Annotated in this window: 15 protein-coding genes; 8 read left to right on the plus strand and 7 right to left on the minus strand. The window is 59.5% G+C overall.

The genetic code is table 11. From position 1 onward, the window contains the following. Window positions 1-55: 55 nt before the first annotated feature. The gene (locus OHL23_RS09205; protein WP_263351482.1) at window positions 56-2,572 is read right to left on the minus strand and encodes a glycoside hydrolase family 15 protein; all 2,517 of its coding nucleotides are present in this window, start codon (window positions 2,570-2,572) and stop codon (window positions 56-58) included. A 405-nt stretch (window positions 2,573-2,977) separates the two neighbouring features. Here OHL23_RS09205 and OHL23_RS09210 point away from each other — a divergent pair, with 405 nt between their 5' ends. Both OHL23_RS09210 and OHL23_RS09215 read left to right on the plus strand, forming a co-directional pair. Further along, complete coding sequence (locus tag OHL23_RS09210; RefSeq protein ID WP_263351483.1) at window positions 2,978-3,601, plus strand: superoxide dismutase; 624 nt, start codon at window positions 2,978-2,980, stop codon at window positions 3,599-3,601. 150 nt (window positions 3,602-3,751) lie between these two features. After that, on the plus strand, window positions 3,752-4,543 hold the full coding sequence (locus tag OHL23_RS09215; RefSeq protein ID WP_263351484.1) for a hypothetical protein: 792 nt from the start codon (window positions 3,752-3,754) through the stop codon (window positions 4,541-4,543). 73 nt (window positions 4,544-4,616) lie between these two features. On the opposite strand, the gene OHL23_RS09220 is transcribed toward OHL23_RS09215, so the two are convergent. Together OHL23_RS09220 and OHL23_RS09225 are read right to left on the minus strand one after the other, a co-directional pair. Continuing rightward, on the minus strand, window positions 4,617-5,792 hold the full coding sequence (locus tag OHL23_RS09220) for a BaiN/RdsA family NAD(P)/FAD-dependent oxidoreductase (RefSeq protein ID WP_263351485.1): 1,176 nt from the start codon (window positions 5,790-5,792) through the stop codon (window positions 4,617-4,619). Further along, entirely contained in the window at window positions 5,785-7,212 is a 1,428-nt protein-coding gene (locus OHL23_RS09225) for a CCA tRNA nucleotidyltransferase (RefSeq protein WP_263351486.1), read from the minus strand. The genes OHL23_RS09220 and OHL23_RS09225 overlap by 8 nt, the downstream gene beginning before the upstream one ends. A gap of 191 nt (window positions 7,213-7,403) precedes the next feature. Between OHL23_RS09225 and OHL23_RS09230 the strand changes: the two genes are divergently transcribed. Beyond that, complete coding sequence (locus OHL23_RS09230; protein WP_263351487.1) at window positions 7,404-7,559, plus strand: DUF3309 family protein; 156 nt, start codon at window positions 7,404-7,406, stop codon at window positions 7,557-7,559. A gap of 10 nt (window positions 7,560-7,569) precedes the next feature. Here OHL23_RS09230 and OHL23_RS09235 read toward each other — a convergent pair whose 3' ends face one another. Continuing rightward, window positions 7,570-8,562 (minus strand): carboxypeptidase-like regulatory domain-containing protein, encoded by a 993-nt coding sequence (locus OHL23_RS09235; RefSeq protein ID WP_263351488.1) that lies wholly within the window; start codon window positions 8,560-8,562, stop codon window positions 7,570-7,572. 208 nt (window positions 8,563-8,770) lie between these two features. Between OHL23_RS09235 and OHL23_RS09240 the strand changes: the two genes are divergently transcribed. Further along, window positions 8,771-10,006, plus strand: coding sequence for a tRNA (adenosine(37)-N6)-threonylcarbamoyltransferase complex transferase subunit TsaD (locus OHL23_RS09240; protein ID WP_263351489.1), 1,236 nt, complete (start codon window positions 8,771-8,773; stop codon window positions 10,004-10,006). Window positions 10,007-10,012: 6 nt separating this feature from the next. Here the strand turns inward: OHL23_RS09240 and OHL23_RS09245 are convergent, their stop codons facing one another. Beyond that, window positions 10,013-11,155 (minus strand): carboxypeptidase-like regulatory domain-containing protein, encoded by a 1,143-nt coding sequence (locus OHL23_RS09245; RefSeq protein WP_263351490.1) that lies wholly within the window; start codon window positions 11,153-11,155, stop codon window positions 10,013-10,015. Window positions 11,156-11,357: 202 nt separating this feature from the next. Beyond that, entirely contained in the window at window positions 11,358-14,036 is a 2,679-nt protein-coding gene (locus OHL23_RS09250; RefSeq protein ID WP_263351491.1) for an AMP-binding protein, read from the minus strand. A 126-nt stretch (window positions 14,037-14,162) separates the two neighbouring features. Here OHL23_RS09250 and cysS point away from each other — a divergent pair, with 126 nt between their 5' ends. The 4 genes from cysS (at window position 14,163) to OHL23_RS09270 (ending at window position 18,535) form a co-directional block, all read left to right on the plus strand. After that, complete coding sequence (gene cysS, locus OHL23_RS09255; RefSeq protein WP_263351492.1) at window positions 14,163-15,665, plus strand: cysteine--tRNA ligase; 1,503 nt, start codon at window positions 14,163-14,165, stop codon at window positions 15,663-15,665. 23 nt (window positions 15,666-15,688) lie between these two features. Beyond that, on the plus strand, window positions 15,689-16,234 hold the full coding sequence (locus tag OHL23_RS09260) for a DUF4337 domain-containing protein (protein WP_263351493.1): 546 nt from the start codon (window positions 15,689-15,691) through the stop codon (window positions 16,232-16,234). A 393-nt stretch (window positions 16,235-16,627) separates the two neighbouring features. Further along, entirely contained in the window at window positions 16,628-18,022 is a 1,395-nt protein-coding gene (locus OHL23_RS09265) for an acetyl ornithine aminotransferase family protein (RefSeq protein ID WP_263351494.1), read from the plus strand. A 42-nt stretch (window positions 18,023-18,064) separates the two neighbouring features. Continuing rightward, window positions 18,065-18,535 carry a YraN family protein gene (locus tag OHL23_RS09270; protein WP_263351495.1) on the plus strand — a complete coding sequence of 157 codons (471 nt, stop codon included), beginning with the start codon at window positions 18,065-18,067 and terminating at the stop codon, window positions 18,533-18,535. Window positions 18,536-18,550: 15 nt separating this feature from the next. Here the strand turns inward: OHL23_RS09270 and iscX are convergent, their stop codons facing one another. Then, entirely contained in the window at window positions 18,551-18,769 is a 219-nt protein-coding gene (iscX, locus tag OHL23_RS09275; protein WP_263351496.1) for a Fe-S cluster assembly protein IscX, read from the minus strand. Window positions 18,770-18,790 lie beyond the last annotated feature (21 nt).

Consider the following 18,790-nt stretch of genomic DNA (forward strand, 5'->3'; position numbering starts at 1 on the left):
CGCAGAATGCGGTACAAAGACGGGACGCCAGCTAATTGCGTCACCCCTGCCTATTTTAGGCTCGTCCGCTGCCGTTTTCTGGTTGTTCAATCCGGATGTCGTAGTTGTGGCCCAGCCAGTGATCCTCTTCTGGCCAGAAGAAAGTTAATGATAAAACAGCGGGTAGCTCGCGCTCCGCCGGAAGTATGTCGGCGGCGAAACCGGCGCTGCCCAGGCCGCGGCTTTGTGTTGAGTTTGTGGTCTGCCATCCGTTGTCGGACCAGACCAGAACGAAGCGTTTGTCTGCAAGGACCCGAAGTGTTGTGTGAGGCGTGATTTCCTGGATCGGCCGGCGCTGGCTGAACATTTCGATGCACTTTTCGTGGGCGCGGCCATGGTGCTCGGACCGGGCGTGTTTGTGCTCGGACTGGAAGCGGCCGTAGCGCCGATAAACAGGTTCGATGCGGTCGAAGACTTTGCCGTCGAGGGCGGAACGCAGCAGCTTCAGGTACTCGGCGTGAGCCCACACCAAGGGACAGGCAGAGCCGGCGGGACCGCCGAATTTGAGGTGAAGATCGGGACAGTCGGCGACATCCCAGACTTGCTCGGGAAGCATGTTTCCGGCGGTGGCGAAGCCTTCGTAGGTCTTGATGAGATCGCTTACATCGTTGCCGGCGGCGATTTCGAAATGGGCGCGCTCGCCGGTAAGCAAGGGCCAAACGCGGCCCTGCCCGGTGCCGTGATAAGGGCCGCCATCGGAGGCCTGGCCGTAACCGTCCCAGTTGTAACGCAGCCAGCCGGGCCCCTGGGGCAGGTCGCGCTTGAGGACTGCATCGACTACTTTAAGGGAGTCGATCATGAGCGGATCGTCGGCGCGGCGTATGCCGTAGCGGACGAGTTCGAGGAAGCCGCCATCAATGATTTCGCGGGCTTCAAATTCGTATCGTGTGCCGGGGGGGCGATTGTTGAGGTTAATCTTTTCCGTTCCGGGGCCTTCGTGCTGAATAGCGTGGCCGTTTTCCGGCGGACGGATGCGCATGTAATGGCGCTTGATTTCCGGGAGCAGGACGCCGTCGTTGGTGACGGTCCAATCTTCGAGGTGCAGTTCGATCCAATCGGCGTACTCCTCGAGAAATTCGGCGAGTTCGAGGGACTGGTGATCGCGGGCGATTTCGGCGGCGCAGATGAGGCCGCCGATGACTGCGGCGAGGGTGGACGGCGAATAGCCGGAGTTTTCTTCCCAGCGCTCCTGGTGGGTGACAGGCGCGTTTCTGACGAGAAAGCCCGCGGCACGTTCGATGAAGGGAAAAACATCCCAGTTACCTAGGCCGCCCGCTTTCCAGATACGCCAGGTGAGGATGAGCGGGAAGGCGACTTCGTCGAGTTGAACACCGGTCCAGTAGGGACGGCCGTCGATCCAGAAATTCTGGGCAAAGCTGCCGTCGGGGCGCTGGGTGCAGGCGAGATATACGAGCGCACGGCGTGCGGTATCGACGCGTCCGCAGGCCAGCAGCGCCGAAGCTGTCTGGACCATGTCGCGGGTCCAGACAAGATGGTATCCGCCGAGATCGTCGTCGCCTTTGGCCTGTCCCCAGGGGATGGAGGCGGAGGCGACGAAGGCTCCTGAGTAGGTCTTGTCTTCGTGGGCCAGCAGGATGTTGTGGCTGGTTTGCATGAGGAGGCCGCGGTCGCCGGATTTCGTCGCCAGGATGTAGGGGCTGGCGGCGCGCTGCCATTGTTCGAGGAACCTAGCGGCGTTCTGCGGGAACGGTTGCGAAAGCGCGCCCATGGTCTTCGACAGGGCTGAGTGATGGCTGTCGCCGACACCGATGCCGAGGGTGAATTCGCGACTTCCGCGCAGATTGAGCTCGCCGGTGAGGGCGAGGTTGCCATTGAGGGCGGAGCCGAACTGCCAGTCCATGTGGAAATTGTCGGTGAGGTCGCGCCAGCCGTCGCTGAATCCGGCGAAACCGCAACTGACGCGGGCGAATCCGCAGTCGGCGGACATGGCGAGGGTCCAGCGATTCTTCCAGGCGAGAAGCACCTTCTGTCCGGCGACGTCGACTGCGCGGGCGGAGTTACCGGCGCCGCCTCCATCCATGTGCGGAGCGATAAGGGCGTAGATTTTGAGGGTGTCGAGGAACGCCTCGCTGCCGTTGGGGCCGGGCTGGAGATGGACGTGCATCAGGACGACGCTGTGGTGCGGATCGCAGATGATTTCCTTGACGAGCTGGTAGCGGCCATCCTTGTCGCGATTGGTGTAGCGGACGCCGAGAGCCTCGGAATGAATGTATTCGAAGGTCGGGATCAGATCGCGTTTTTCTTCGTGAACGAAGCTGCTTCCGTCGCTGACGAGCAGTTCCATGTCGCGGGTCTGCGGGCAGTCGATGGTAGGGTGGTAGATTTCGTTCAGAATGCCGTGGGAGACGGTGAACCAAATGCGGCTGGACGCGGAATATGCAGTGCCGACGGCATCCTTTACGCTGGAGGTCCAGCGGGGTTTCATGCCGGGGGATCCGAAGGCTTCGCCGTGCTGATCGAGCCATCGGTACAGGGAGTCCTGGGGTGTTGCCTGCAACGTATCCTGAATCAAGAACGGACCTCTCGTCGTTTTTTTTGAACAGACCCTATTTGTATGCCTGTCAAGTTGAACAGGCGATGAAATTTCCGGACCTTCCGACGTCTGCACCTCAGATGTTTCAAACGGGGCAGAAGTTCCTTCAAAGTTGGAGGTACCTTGCGATAGAAGGATCGCGGCAAAGGATCGCATCTATCGAATAGCACCTCCAGCATCGAATTCTGAAGCGGAATCGGTCTGGCCGTATCTATGAGAGTGCAGCGGCGGGAATGGTTACGGTTATTCCGCCGTGTTGGATCGGAAGTGGCGGACTCAGACTGAGTTGGATGGGCTGAACTGGAAGCGGAATCTGAATTTGATGCAACACTCAACCTGGGCTCGTGGCGGCCCAGTACAATCCAAGTGAGGAGAGACACCAAGATGGCTTACGAACTTGCACCCCTACCCTATGACTATGCCGCTCTCGAGCCTTTTATCGATGCGGACACGATGAAGTTCCATCACGACAAGCACCATCAGGCATACATTAACAATGTGAATGCCGCGTTGGCGAATCATCCTGAACTGGCGGCGAAGCCGGTAGACGCCCTGGTGCGGGATCTGGCATCGGTTCCGGAGGAGATTCGCGCGGCAGTGCAGAACAACGGCGGCGGCCACTCCAACCACACGATTTTCTGGAACATCATGGGCCCGGTGGGTACTGCCGGTATCGGGGGCGAGCCGACGGGGGCGATTGCGGCGCAGATTACCGCTGATTTTGGCGATTTTGAGAGCTTCAAGAAGGCCTTCAACGATGCGGGCGCGAAGCGGTTCGGTTCGGGCTGGGCGTGGCTGGTATTTGCCGATGGCAAGCTGAAGGTAATTAGCACTGCGAATCAGGATTCTCCGCTAACCCAAGGGCTGTATCCGATTCTGGGCAATGATGTCTGGGAGCATGCGTACTACCTGAAGTACCAGAATCTCCGTCCCAAGTACCTGGAGAACTGGTGGAACGTGGTGAATTGGACCGAGGTCAACAAGCGGTTTGCGACGGCAAAGGGGTAAAAGGCAGGGAAAAGGGAACATGGAACAGGGAATAGAAAATCCCTGCTGGTCTGAACTTTGTTGCTGAATGGGGGTGGGCGCTGGCTCGCCCCCATTTGCTTTTGCGCAACCAATGCTGTGGAATTGGGTCCAATTTAATAGGAGTGAATCATGATGCGTTGGATTGAGCGTATTGCCGTGATTGGCGTTGTCTCTTTGGTTGGAGCGGTGGCCGGTTCTCAAACCGGCCTGGCACAGAGTTTTGAGATCAGTCAGAACGGCAAGAGCGTTGGAAAGGCGAATTTGAAGGTTGACAAGTCGGCCGCCGGTTTTGATGCAATTTCCGACGCTGATATCAAAATGCCGGGGCTCACTTATAAGTTCTCGGAAAAGGAGTCTCTGGATACGGGCTACCGGTTGACAAAAGTGGAGCTGAAAGGCGAGGTGAATGGAGCTAAGGCGACGGTTGACACCTCGAAGCTGGGCGCCCAGTTTCTGATGAAGATCGATGCGAACGGCGGCGTGACAACAACCCCGCTCGTGATGCATCCGCATGCTGTGTTTATGCCGGATTTCGATCCGGGAGCGTTGCAGGTGCTGCTGAATCTGGGTGCGGCGTACAACAACGCCAACATGTGGGCGCTGGTGCCGAAGCAGACAGGTTCGATTTCGGCGATGCGGATTGTGACGAATGCCGATATGCAGGGAACTTTGAATGGCAAGCCGCTTACCGTGCACCATCTGACGATGAGTTACGATGCGAACAAGACGGAGCTGTTTTCAAGTCCAACGAATGAGTTGCTGCAGGCGGAATGGACGAGCGAGGGATTTGCGCTGGTGCGGCAGGGATTCAAGCTGACGCCTCCGGCTAAGCCTGGAGCGCCGCCTCCGGCTCCCGCGCAGCCTGCGCAACAGCAACCGGCTCAGCCACAGGGGCAGGCACCGCAGCCGCAGCAACAGTAGACGCGTCTCTGAAAGGCAGGTCCTTCACTTTGCTCAGGATGACAACTTCTGTGGGCTTGATGACTCAGGATGCTTAGACTGCTTTACCAGCGGCGACGGCTGAGGCCCAGGCCCATTGGAAGTTAAAGCCGCCTAGGTGGCCGGTGACATCGACTACTTCGCCGATGAAGAAGAGACCCGGGACGTTGCGCGATTCCATCGTGCGGGCTTGCAGGTGGGCGGTGTCGACGCCGCCGGCGGTTACTTCGGCTTTGGCGTAGCCTTCTGTGCCGGTGGGATAGAACGGCCAATGATGGAGGCTGCGTTCGCAGGCTTCGAGGGCGGCGTTAGACCAGCCTTGAGGTGCGGCGATTTGGGCGAGGTGCTCGGCGAGACGCTGGGGCAGGTGTTCGCGCAGGGCTTTGAGCAGGGTTGGAGCGTCGCGTCGGCCTTGCACGACTGGCGCTAGAATCGCTTGATCTGGTGTTAAATCCACGAAAATTGGCTCACCGCGTTTCCAGTAGGACGAGATTTGCAGGATTGCCGGGCCGCTGAGACCGCGATGGGTTGCGAGCAGCTTTTCGACGAAGCTGGTTTTCGTTGACGGAGCGCTGGCTCGGACGAGGGTCGAAACTCCGGCTAGCTGGGTCCAGCTTGATTCTTTTCCGCCCAGAAGCAAGGGGACGAGCGCGGGGCGTGGTTCGACAATCCCGAGACCGAATTGGCGGGCCAGGTCGTAGCCGAAGGCTGTCGCTCCGAGCTTGGGAATGGACAGGCCGCCAGTGGCGACGACGAGCGATTCACAGCGGAACTCGCCTTTGGCGCATTCGAGACGAAAGCCGCTGCTGGAGCGCTCGACCTGGATGCTGTGGGCGTCGGATACGTGATCGACGCGGCCCTTTTCGCACTCGGCGAGAAGCAGGTTCAGGATGGCGTGGGCCGAGTGGTCGCAGAAGAGCTGGCCGAGGGTTTTTTCATGATAGGAGATCTTGTATTTCTCGACCAGTTCGAGGAAGTGGCGCGGAGTGTAGAGCGCCAGCGCGGACTTGGCGAAATGCGGATTGGCGGACAGAAACCGGTCGGGCGCGCAGTGGATGTTGGTGAAGTTGCAGCGGCCTCCGCCGGAGATGAGGATCTTGCGTCCGGGCAGGCTGCCGTGATCGAGCAGGGCGACGCGCCGTGAGCGCTGCCCGGCGACGGCGGCACACATCAGGCCCGCGGCACCGGCTCCGAGGACGACTACGTCGTAGCTTCGAATCGGATCAGGCATGCGATGGATGGTCTTCGGGGAGCGGAAATTGAGTGCGAATCAGGTGCAGAGCTTCTTCGGGAGTGTGGATTACGCTTTCGAGCTGGGCTTCTTCGACGGCGTGGAGCATGGTTTTGAAGGCTGTTCCGGGACGATAGCCTGCGGCGATCAGTTCGCGCCCCGTAAGCAGCGGCTTGGGACGGACTTCGTCGGGAGGCATGGATTCGTAGTGTTCGCGGGCGAAGTGGTAGTTGTCCAGGTTGCCCTTCATATCGAGGCTGGACGCCAGGCAATCCATGCGGTGCAGGGCGAGGTGTTCGGGGAAGCGGTCGAGGCGGAAGAATCGCTTGAGGGTCGATGGTTTCATGCGCGGGGCATCGGCGAAGCGCATGTGGTTTTCGATGAGGGCGAGGATCTGTGCGGTTTCGTCGTTGGAGAAGCGTAAGCGGCGACAGATTTCCGCACCGATGCGGACGCCGACTTCGACATGGCCGTTGAAGCGGATTCTGTCACCTGGGCCTGACGGAGGCTGGTAGGTTGCGGGTTTGCCGATGTCGTGGAGCAGCGCGCCCCAGGCGAGGGTCATGGGGCAGCCTGATTCGAGCTGGGTGAGGAGCAGGAGGGTGTGGGTCCAGACGTCGCCTTCGGGGTGGAATTGCGGCGGCTGGTTTACACCTTTCATGCGGGAAACTTCGGGTAAAACCTGTGCGAGAAGGCCGGTTGCGTCGAGTCGTTCAAAGGCGAGGCGGGCGTGGCCTTCGGTCAACATGCGAGTGAGTTCGTCGCGGACTCGTTCGCGGCTGACGGCTTCGATCTTTGGCGCGAGCGATTGTATGGCCGAATGCGTGGCGGGGTCGATCTCGAACTGGAAGCGGGCGGCGAAGCGGACAGCGCGCAACATGCGCAGGTGATCCTCTTCGAAGCGGCGGTGGGGTGAGCCGATGGCGCGGATTAGGCCGGATTGGAGGTCGGCGAGACCGCCGACGTAGTCGAGGACTGCGTTGCGGATGTTTGCTTTTTCAGTGAGGCCGTCCAGTAAAAGACCGTTAATGGTGAAGTCACGACGCTGGACGTCTTCTTCCGGACTGGTGGTGTAGCGGACCTGGTCGGGATGGCGGCCGTCGGAGTATGCTCCGTCGGAGCGGAAGGTGGCTACTTCGGTGAGGGTGGGTACGCCGTCGAATTCAGCGGAGACGAGGACTACGCCAAAATGTGCGCCGACGGCGAAGGTGCGCGCAAAGAGATCTAGGACGATGTCGGGCGTGGCGGAAGTAGCAACATCGTAGTCTTTGGGCTCGCGGCCGAGGACCAGATCGCGCACGCAGCCGCCTGCGAGGTAGGCCTGGTGCCCCTCATTCCGCAGCTTTTGCAGGATCGTTCTGGCCGCCGCAAGGCTGGCTGCGGCAAGGCCGGCGGCGGATTGTAGGCCTGCGGAAGACATCACTCTCTATTGTCGCCCGGATGGTCTGTTTTGGACGGCGAGAAGATATTCCCACCGGAATGACCAACCTTGCTCAGGCGCGGATTGCGGGAAATCCTAGGTTGTTATGAGCAGGCAACGGTTTGGCCGGAGCGTGGATTTTACTCCGGCTTGGTATTGGCCAGGCGATACGAAAGAAAAGGAGAGAGCAAATGACTCTGATCATCATTATTCTGTTGATTCTGCTTCTTGGCGGGGGCGGCGGGTACTACGGGTATGGCCGCTGGGGCTACGGCGGTGGAGCTGGAATCGGCCTCGGGACGATTCTGCTGATTATCCTCATTGCCTATTTGCTCGGCGCTTTTTAACAGCCCGAGATTATTTGGTGCCGGGCGTGAACCTGCGAAGCACGAACTCCTGGAGAACGCCATTCGCCATGTCGGCTGCCACGTTCACAAAGAAAGTTCCGAAGACCAGCCCGGGGCCGCGATTCGACACGGGATAATACGTGTTTGCAATGGCGCCGGAGCCCAGGTAACCGCCCATGGAGGAATAGTTCGGTTGCCAGCGGCCGTTGTCTCCCTTGCACCAGAACGGAGTGGTGAGTGCGTGGCGCAGCCGAGACTTGGTTGTGCCGGTTCCCTGGTAGAAGTAGCGCGGGTCCTGGTGCAGGAGAGAGGGCAGAATTGCGCCGCCGATCATGATATCGGTCAGGCCATTCGCATAATTTGCGCCGAAACGCTGCCCGTATCCCTTCACACCCTGAACGTAGTTGGGAGTGCCCGCCGCTTGATCGATGCCAGCAATGAAAGCGGAGCCGGCAAAGGTGACCGGATTTATTGAGGTCTTGAAGGCGAGCCTGAACTTCAGTTTTGACGTGAGTGGGGCCGCGTTGGGATCGTAGACCACGTAGTAGTTTGGGATGAAGCCCAGCACGTGCTGTTTCTCTTCGATCTCGACCTGCTGGGTCGCAAGCTGCTCAGGAGAAACAGCGGCGACGGTGGTTTCGACAACTTCAATTTGCAGCGTGATGTCCCCGAGGTTAAGGAACTGGCCAGGTTTGAGGACGATGCTGGCAGAGGACCAGTTCGCAAAATCCTTTGCTCTGACGGTGATGTGATACGGTGTCGCCGGTTTCAGACGGTCAATCTTAAAGAAGCCGCTCTCATTCGACTCGACCGTCTGACGATCGCCGGGAGAGGGGCCATCAAGGACCACCGTTGCGCCCGGAATCACGCTGTCATCAACCGCAACCACAGTCCCGATGATGGTTCCGGTCTGTGGCCCAGGCGCTAAGACGTTCTGTGTCAGTGCCGGAAGCGCGACCGACACGAGGATCAGAAGTGTGCCAAGCGATCGGTGAGTGCCCACGTCGAAGAGCGTCCTCCTCACGCAACTTAAGACAGCGGAGAGTGGACGTTAGGTGCAAAAATTCGCTGGGAACGAGCGGTCACTGCCGCAAAATCTTAGTTTCTTTATCCGACGGCGGCGCCTGCCCAGCGCATTTTCCCGTTGGCGCGTTTTGCGGCAAGATTGCAGATACTCAATTCGGGAAGCATTCCACGTAAACTAGAGGCTTATGGGTAGCGGGCTCATTCTTGGCATTGAATCCTCGTGTGATGAGACGGCCGCAGCGGTGGTCGAGCGCGGTGCGTGGACGCGCTCGTCAGTGGTGGCTTCTCAGATTGCGATGCATGCGCCTTATGGCGGAGTGGTGCCGGAACTGGCCAGCCGGGAGCATCTGCGCAATATTGTGCCGATTACCCGAGCTGCACTGACTGGGGCTGGCTGCGGTCTGGACGATCTGGAAGCGGTCGCAGTTACCAATGGACCGGGGCTGGCCGGGGCTCTGTTGGTGGGAATCACTTACGCGAAGGCGTTGGCTTTTGCGCGCGGGATTCCTCTGATTGCAGTCAATCATCTTGAGGGGCATATTCACGCCGTGCTGCTGGAGGACCGGCAGCGAAGGTTGGGCGGAACGAGTCTGGCGGGTTCGGAGGAAATGGGGTTGCCCATGCCGACGCTGGCGCTGGTTGTTTCCGGCGGGCATACGCATTTGTTTCTGGCGCGGCCTCCGGTCTCTGGAGCAGCTGAATTCGGTGCGTGGCAGTACTCGCTGATTGGCAGAACTCTGGATGATGCGGCTGGCGAGGCTTTTGACAAGGTTGCCAAGCTGCTGGGTCTGGGTTATCCGGGCGGACCGTGGATCGATCATCTGGCGCAGTTCGGCAACCCCAAAGCCGTGCCGTTTGGGTTTGCGCAGATCAAGACCAAGGCGCACCTGGAAGGCAAAGCACCGCGAACCAAGGGGGCGCGATCAGCGCCGATTGCCGATCTTGACCGGCATTTTCTGTTTTCCTTTTCAGGGATCAAGACGGCGGTGCTTCGCTATGTGGAGTTGCATGGGTTGCGCGAGAGCTGCGAAGTTCGGCGGCGGGCGCTGATGGCGATGAGCGAGTCCGGCCGGCATCCCACATGGCTGGATGCGCAGGGGCTGTGCGACCAGCAGACGCTGGACCTGATTGCGAGCTTTCAACATGCGGTGGTGGGTGATTTGTTGCGGAAGGCCTTCGCTGCGGCGGAGGCGGTGGGTGCGGCTTCGGTGCTGGTTACGGGTGGTGTCGCGGCTAACCGGGAGCTGCGGGTGAGATTTACGGCGGAGGCCGCGGAGCGAGGGCTGCCGGTGGCTTTCCCTACGCTGGCGCTTTCGACAGATAATGCGGCGATGATTGCGGCTGCGGCATGGCCGCGCTTTCTGGCAGGAGAGTTTGCGGGATGGGATCTGGAAGCCAATCCGCGGCTGGCCTTGGCATGAGCGGTGTCAGGGTTTTGTGAGCTGGTAGTTGGGGAGCTTGGGGGTAAACCGGCGAACGAAAAATTCCTGAAATATGTTCTGGGCGGCGCTTCCGGCGATGCCGAGGAGAGTCTCATCAATCGTGAGAGTGACTCCGTCGCGATCGCTGGCTGGGTAGTAGAGGTTGGAGATGCCGCCGGCTGCGAGGCTTCCGAGGATGCCGGAGTAATTCGGCTGCCACTGTCCGTTGTCGCCTTTACAAACGACGGAGTTGGCGATGGCGTAAAGGACGCGGGAGCGGACGGTCCCGGTGCCCTTGTAGAAATAGCGGGGGTCCTGCTTCAGGATCGAAGGAAGTATGGCGCTGCCAATCATGGTGCCGATGAAACTATCGGCGTAGTTGGCTCCAAATCGCTTGGCGTATCCCTGCGCACCCTGGCCATAACCGCTGAATCCGTTGTCGGCCTGCTCGACTCCGGCGAACGCGCCAGAGATCGCAAATGTGAAGGGATCGATGGAGGATCTCCACGCGAGGTGGAATTTTTGCCGCGTGTTGAGCGGCGGGGCATCGGGCGCATAGACGACGTAGAAGTTGGGGATGACGCCGAAGACGCGCTGTTGTTCCTCTTCGTGGAGCTCTTCCTGGGCTACCTCGACCCTGGATGCAGTGACCTGAACTTCGCTGGTGGCGGTTGCGAAGGCTAATGCGATGGCTGGCGCCTGGTAGCTCTCGCCGGGGTGCAAAACCCCGGAAATGATCTGGGTGTTGAATCCTTGCGAGGAGACTGTGAGTTTGAACGAGCCTGGTGGGACGTTTGAGAACTGAAATTGTCCGTTGCTGTCGGATGTTGTTGTGTTCGCTGGAGTGGGACCAGGAACTGCCTGGGTCAGAGTGATTTGAACGCCTTGGTAAACGGCCCCATCGCGATCTGCGACGACACCGTGAATGCTACCTGTTTGGGCTTCATACGACTGGTTTGAGGGTGAAACCTGGGCTGAGGACTGGGATGCAGCTTGCGCTTCCGGGGCATCTGGAAGGTACAGGCTCGGGGCTGAGGTTGAGCTCTGCGACCACGCGAAAATGTTCGATCCGAGGAAACAAAGGACAAGCAGTAGGGCGGGGCGCGCCGGGCGTGACAGGCGGCGATTCCGCAGGGTCTGACTACGCAAGCCCCTCGCGCTGTTGTCCAGAGTTATCTTGTTTCCAACCGGTTGCCGCATTAAGCGCGGAGCCTTGGGGGTGTCATATTCAGAGAATAACCGCCAATAAAAAGGTCACTGTAGAGTTAGACGGAAATCGTAGCTTGCAGATGCAGGGGAATCCGCCAACTTTCAACAAGCTTTGATCTTTCTTTGACCTTAGGCGTGATGATCAGGAGCAAAGATCCCGAACGGCCGATTCGAGTTTGGCTGTCAACTCGGCGGGGTCGGTTGTTTCGTCTACTGGAATGATCTTGCCGATGCGGATTTCGAGCGAGCGCGAACGGAACCAGCGGGTCCGGTACATTTCATCGAGCCCGACAAGTGTGACTGGAAGTATGGGAATCTGCGCCTCCTGCCCGATTAGGCCGATTCCCTGGCGGAAGGGCCGCATTTCGCCTTCGTGGTAGCGGGCGCCTTCAGGGAAGATGAGAACGGAATATCCTCGGTCCATGGCTTCGCCTGCGTGCTGAAAGCTCTTACGAAAGCCGTGCATGCGGGGCATTGGGAAGACATTGAAAAGCGCTGTGACGAGCCAGTATTGCGGTGGGGCGAGCAAGTTGAGCAGGAAGTTCCCCTGGTTGCGGCCGATCCGGTAGTCGAGCAGCATCTCGCCGGACATGGCGATGGCGACGCGTCGACGGAGCTTGCCGGGCAGTGCGTAAAGGACGAGTGCGCCATCGTATGCGCTGCGGTGGTTGGCGATGACGAGCAATGGGCCGTTTGGAATCTCGCCTGTCAGCCGAACGATGCGTGGAGCGCCGAGCAGCCATACGAGAGGCCGCATCAGGAGTTCCAGAAACACGCCGCGGATCATGGCAAAAGGCCAGCTTAACGGCCACTTCGGATAGAGCGGCTCGGAGGTAAGCGATTTCAGATCGTTGTCCGGGATGCCAGGTGCGCGGTTTTCCGGCGCTGGCGTATCCTCGGCTGGGACTGATCTGGTTTCGTGCACGGCTTGCGTATCTGCGACGACAGACGCTGTCCTGACCTGTGCAGGCATCTGCGTCGGCGTTTGCGGTAATTCAGGGGCGACTGCGCTTGAGACGATTGCTCGCAAATCGCCGAGCGTCTGGATGTTGGCTAGTGCGTCGTCGGGCAGTTCCCGGTCGAGGCGTTGTTCGAGGGCTGTCTGGAGCTGGACGCGGCCAAGACTGTCGAGGTGAAGATCTTCCGTGAGACGCAGGCTGTCGTCATCGGTTGCGGAGGGTTCACCGGTGACTTCAGCGATCAGGTCGAGGAGGAGGTCTTTTCCCGTTTGAGCCGAGTTCCGATCGGACTGTCGCTGGGTCCGGACTGACTGGGATGCCCATTCGGCGACTTTTCTTCGCAGGAGCTTTCCGGTGGAGGTGAACGGGAATTGCGGCTCGGGCCATTGGAGCGCCCGGCGAATCTGCTGGAAATCGGCGAGCTCCCGGTTTGCGGCGAGCAGCGCGTCGTGAAGCTGTGCTTCATTCCCGGAAGACAGCACGACGGCGACCGGCTCGACGCCATTCGAGGTTTCGAAGGGGATAACGACGCACTCCCGTATGCCCGGCTGCTTTTTCATGGCTGCTTCGAGATCGTCCGGATGCACATTCATGCCAGCGCCGGTGACGATCATGTCGCCTTTTCTGCCGAGGAAGCGAAGTTCGCCGCGTTCGTCGCGTTCGCCGAGGTCGCCGGTGGCGAGCCATTCTCCTTCCCGTTGACGCATGCCGCCGCCTTGCCACGTAGCCGTGGCCAGCATGTCGCCGCGCACGAGGATCTCTCCGTCTTCACTCAGGCGCACCTCGCGCCCTGGGAGGGTCTTGCCGATAGAGCCCTGGGAGATCTTGAAGGGGTAATTCAGGGTCACGAGCGCAGTGGTTTCGGTCATGCCGTAGCCCTGGATCAGGCCAATACCCATCTTGTGCCAGAACGTTTCGAGCTCGAGAGGTACGGCGGCCCCCCCGGAGATGACTGCCCAGAACTTCCATCCGAAGGCCTGACGGACTCTGCGAAAGCGCCACCATCGCCTCAACCGTGAAGACTCGGGGCCCTGCTCCATCTGCTCCGCGAGGCCTTCGAAGCGCTTAAGGAGATGTGTCCGCAGCAACTGAAGTACGCGCGGTACGGCGACAAGAACGGAAATGCGCTCGTGGCGGATGAGTTCGGTTAGACGTCGCGCTTCGACCTGATCGGTGAAGTGTATCTCGCCGGGCAGCAGCGGAGGGAGCCATAAACCCATGAACTGTCCGAAGACATGGCTCAGCGGCAAGGTATGGAGAAAGCGGATGGGATGAACCAGGCGTTCGAGGAAGCGAAACTTTGCCATCTCGCGCTCGATGGGGCTGGAGCTGGCAAGGACATTGGCGTGGGTGTGGACGATTCCCTTGGGTTCAGAGGTGGTGCCGGAGGTGAAGACGATCTGAAAGGGGGTTTGGGCGGTGACGGATTCGCTGACTGCGAAGTTTGGCTCCTGAGGCAGATGATCGCCGAGTTTGGAGAGCTCAATGTGCGGGAGATTGTCGATGTTCGGGATAGCGCGGAGCAGATTGCGGTCGCCGATGATGAGTTTGGGGGCGACGTCCTTGACTACACGGGCGGAAAAGTCAGCGGAGCCGGCAGCATCGAGCGGTACGGCGATGACGGCGCGGAGCAGGCAGCCAAAGAACGCGGCCATCCACTCGGCCGAGTTTGCGCCCCAGATAACGACGCGCTCACCGGGGACCATGCCGAGGCGGTCGAGCTCAGCGGCGAAACGGCCTGCAAGCAGGGCTAATTCGCCGTAGGTGGTGCGGTAACGCCGGATTCCACGGTGAGCGACCACGGCTGTCTCGGCAGCGTGGCGGCGGAAGTCCTCGACCAAGCTGGCGAGATGAGTGCGCACATTAGCATCATATCTTCGGCAATTGGGGTAATCTCATCGGTACGATCCCGAATCCTGCGCTGATACAATCGAAAAGGCTTAAACTGCGGGGATTCTGACCGTAGCCTCAAGCAAGACTCAAGACACATGCCTCTTCGCCTCTACAACACCCTCAGCGGACAATTGGACGAGCTGACTCCCTCCGACGGCAAGGAATTGCGGATGTATGCGTGCGGGCCGACGGTATACGACTACGGGCACATCGGCAATTTCCGGACTTTTCTGCAGATTGACGTCCTGCGGCGGTTCCTGCGTTTGCAAGGGACTCGCATCCGCCATGTGATGAACATTACGGATGTGGACGACAAGATTATTCGCAATGCAGCCGCGGCAGGAGTGCCGATTGGCGAGTACACCCCGTTGTACGAAAGGGCGTTTCTGGATGATCTGGCGTCCCTGCGGATCGAGCAGCCCGAGATTTTTGCACGGGCTACGGAGCACATTCCGGAGATGGTTGATCTCGTTGAGCGGCTGGCGGCGGTCGGCGCAGCATACCGGACGGGCGATGGCGCTGGGGACGGGACCGATCACGGATCGTGGTATTTCCGGCTGGCGGCGTTTCCGACGTACGGCAAGCTGAGTAAGAAGGATCTGGAAGGGATTACGGACGGAGCTCGCGTGGATGTCGACGAGTACGAAAAAGACTCGGCGCGCGACTTTGCCTTGTGGAAGGCTACGAAGCCGGGCGAGACAAGCTGGGAGACGGTGATTGGCACTGGGCGTCCGGGCTGGCATTTGGAGTGCTCAGCGATGGCGATGAAGTATCTGGGTGAGAGCTTCGATCTGCATGCCGGTGGCGAAGATCTGATGTTTCCTCACCATGAGAACGAGATTGCGCAGTCTGAATCGGTGACGCGCAAGCCATTGGCGCGGCACTGGATGCATGTGCGTTTTCTGCTGGTGGACGGGCGCAAGATGTCGAAGTCGGAGGGGAATTTCTACACGCTCCGAGACTTGCTTTTGAAGGGATACAAGGCTTCGGCGATTCGAATGGCGCTGGTTTCTGTGCCGTATCGGCACCAGCTCAATTTTACGTTTGAGGGGCTGACCGAAGCCACCAATGCCATTGATCGGCTGCGAACCTTTGTTGCGCGTCTCAAGAAAGCTTCGCTGTCTGAAGGGACGACCGTGGCGCTGCAGGAGGCGGCGGACCGGGCGGAAGCTGGCTATTTCGCTGCACTCGAAAATGATCTGAATACGGCAGAGGCGCGAGCGCCGATTTTCGACCTGGTGCGGATGATGAATTCGGCGCTTGATTTGGGGACTGTTCTGGCTGGAGACCGGGAGCGGGTGTTGGCGGTGCTCGAGAAGTTTGACGCGGTCTTTGCTGTGATCGCCGATCAAGACGCGGAGCCGACGCGCGCGGCGCTGGCCTGGGCGGAGAGCCAGGGACTGCTGGATAAGGTTGCTCCGGAAGTGCTGGTGCAGCAGGGTCTGACTGATGCGGATATCGAGGCGCTGATTGCGGAACGGAATACGGCGCGAAAGCAGCGGAATTTCCGGCGGTCAGATGAGATTCGGGACGAACTGGCGGCCAAGGGTGTAATCATTGAGGACGCCAAAGACGGCGTCCGCTGGAAGCGGAAGTAGCAGGACGAGTATGGGGGCATGGAATGGAAGCCAACGAAGCAGGGGAGTTGCAGGAACACGCCGAGCACGGCGCACACGAGCCTTCGATGCGGCCAGTGGCCTTCACGATGAGTGTGTTGGCTGTGCTGGTGGCCATCACCACGGTGCTGGGGCATCGGACGCACACAGAGGCTGTGTTGACTCAAAACCAGGCGACGGACCAGTGGAATCTTTATCAGGCGAAGAAGATCCGGTCGAGCGATACGGCGCTGGCTGCCGATCTGCTTTCGGTGATCGCCCCTACAGACGCCAAGGCGGCGCAAAAGATCGCGAAGAGCTACGCCGACCACCAAGCGAAATGGACAGACGATTTGAAGGAAGAGCAGGAGAAGGCCGAGGCGCTGGAGACGAAGGTGGAACACGCCGAAGCCAAGGCAGACCGCTTTGATTTGGGCGAGGCGCTGCTGGAGATTGCTCTGGTGACTGCGTCGATTACTCTGTTGACGCGCAACCGTGCCTATTGGCTCCTTGGGCTGATTTTTGGCGCCGCTGGAGTTATTTCGTCCGCTTCTGTATTGTTGCTGAAATAGATATCGTATTTTTTCTTGCCTGAGCGCTCTCCATTCGTAAGGATGGAATTAGAAGTGCTACCGCTTTTCGGTCGCGACGTGCTATGCTCACGCCATCTGGACTTCATTCAGAGGGCTCAATGCACACGTATTTTTGCCATGGTCGACTCGCGACCCCTGCCAGGAAACGCTGGAGCAGGTTGAGGGCGCGTGCGATAGGACCACGGCGGCATCTGCGTGTGCTGCCAAGCCGGACCAGGCCGAGCCTTTACGCCGGCGACTAGTTTGCTGGCTCCTTCATCGTCTACTTTATCCAATCCATTTCCGCGCTATTGCTTTCCTGACTCCTGAGAGCTGGGAGTGGCGGGATTTCTACATATTGCTGAAGCTCATTTCTTTTAAGGAGATTTTGCTATGTCGCATGCTGCTTTATATGAAAAATTTGGACCCAAACTGAAGTGCTCTCTGCCGGGACCGAAGGCCAAGGCTGCTGTGGAACATGATGACCGGGTGATTTCCCCGAGCTATACCCGCTCCTATCCGCTGGTGGCCAAGCGTGGTCGCGGCATTCGTGTGGAGGATGTGGACGGAAATGAATTTCTGGATTTTGCGGCGGGCATTGCCGTTAATTCGACAGGGCACTGTCATCCCGAAGTGGTCGCAGCCATTCAGAAGCAGGCGGCGGAGCTGATTCATATCTCGGGGACGGATTTCTACTATGAGGCGATGGCCGAATTTGCAGATCGGCTTTCCGCAGTGGCTCCCATGCCGGGGCCACACCGTTTTTACTACGGAAACTCTGGCGCGGAGGCGGTTGAGTGCGCGTTGAAGATTGCGCGGTATCACACCAAGCGGCAGCAGGTGATCTCGTTCTTTGGGGCGTTTCATGGGCGGACGATGGGTGCATTGTCACTGACGGGGTCGAAGCCGCAGCAGAAGCGACGGTTTTCGCCTCTGGTGCCGGGCGTGACGCATATCCGGTATCCGTATGCGTATCGCGGATGTTCGGGTGGGCCGGAGGCCGAGGAGGCTTTCAGTCTGGGCTGCGCGCGGTATATCGAAGAGAAGCTGTTCAAGACGATTCTGGCCCCGGAGGAGGTTGCGGCGATCTTCCTGGAGCCGATTCAGGGCGAGGGCGGCTATGTGGTGGCTCCGGACAACTTCCTGCGCGAGATTCGGGAGATCTGCGATCGCCATGGGATTCTGTTGGTGGCCGACGAGGTGCAATGCGGCGCTGGACGCACTGGCAAATGGTGGGCGATTGAGCATTCCGGAGTGCAGCCGGATATTATCTGTATCGCCAAAGGGATTGCTTCGGGTATGCCGCTGGGTATCTGCATGACTAGAGCCGAGATTATGGATTGGGTGCCTGGTTCGCACGCTTCGACGTTTGGTGGCAATCCCGTCTCGATTGCGGCGGCGATGGCGACGATGGATATTCTGGAGCGCGAGGCAATCGACAACGCGGGGCGCGTGGGCGGCCAGATGCTGGAGCGGCTGGCTGGCTGGAAGGACTCGCATCCCCTGGTGGGCGATGTGCGCGGACGCGGGCTGATGATCGGCGTTGAGCTGGTGCTGGACAAGGAAACGCGCGAACCGGCGACGGCGCTGCGCAACCGGATCGAGACGATCTGTTTTGAGAAGGGACTGCTACTGCTGGGTTGCGGCGAGACTTCTATCCGGTTGTGTCCGCCGCTGATTGTCAACGAGGATGAGGCGACGGTGGCGCTGGATATTCTGGAAGAGGCGTTGACCCAGGTTGAGCATGAACATGCGCGGGCGAGGGAACTGGAGACTGTTGAAGCGTAAGAGCTTAAGGTTCCTGATGGGTGGTCTGAAGATACTTCGAAAATGAGCGTTCTTTCAAATCTGGGTATCAAGGCCATTGAGCGTGGTGTCGCCGGATTGGATTGGCTGGCCGAACGCCGTGGCCGTTCGTCTCGGTTGCCGAAGCACTTGCAGACGGGGGAACGCGGCGAGGAGGCTGCGTTCTTCTTTCTGCGAAGGCAGGGGTTTACGGTGGTGGCGAGGCGTTGGAATGAGGGACCGTTACCGGGAGACGTGGATTTGATTGCCTGGCAGGGGGATGTGCTGTGCTTTCTTGAGGTGAAGACACGGACCAGCAACGAGGTGGCTACGGCGTCTTCGGCGGTTGACAGGAACAAGCGGCGGACCCTGAGGCGGCTGGCGGGGCAGTATCTGCGCCGGCTTCCGGAATCGGAGCGGCCTGAGACGCGTTTCGATATTGTGACGGTGTATGAGCTGCCGGGAAAACCGAGAGAAATTCGGTTGATCCCGGCGGCTTTTGGATGGAGTGAGTGACGCTCAGGCCAGAGACTAGCCTTGCGCGTCCTGCCACTCTTCATGCCACGCCATCTGGATGGCTTCGAGGCGGCTTTCGTTGGATTTGGCCGGGTCGTCGGCGAAGCCTTCTAGTCCTGTAACGTAGCTGTGCAGGTCGGTGAAGCGAACTTTGAGCGGGTCGATGTCGGGGAACTTTTCCTGCAGTTGTATGCCGATCTCTTCGGCGTCGGTCCAGAGGATTTCGCGGGGCATGGGTATTTCTCTCCTTGGGCT

Source organism: Acidicapsa acidisoli (assembly GCF_025685625.1).
Taxonomy (GTDB): Bacteria; Acidobacteriota; Terriglobia; order Terriglobales; family Acidobacteriaceae; genus Acidicapsa; species Acidicapsa acidisoli.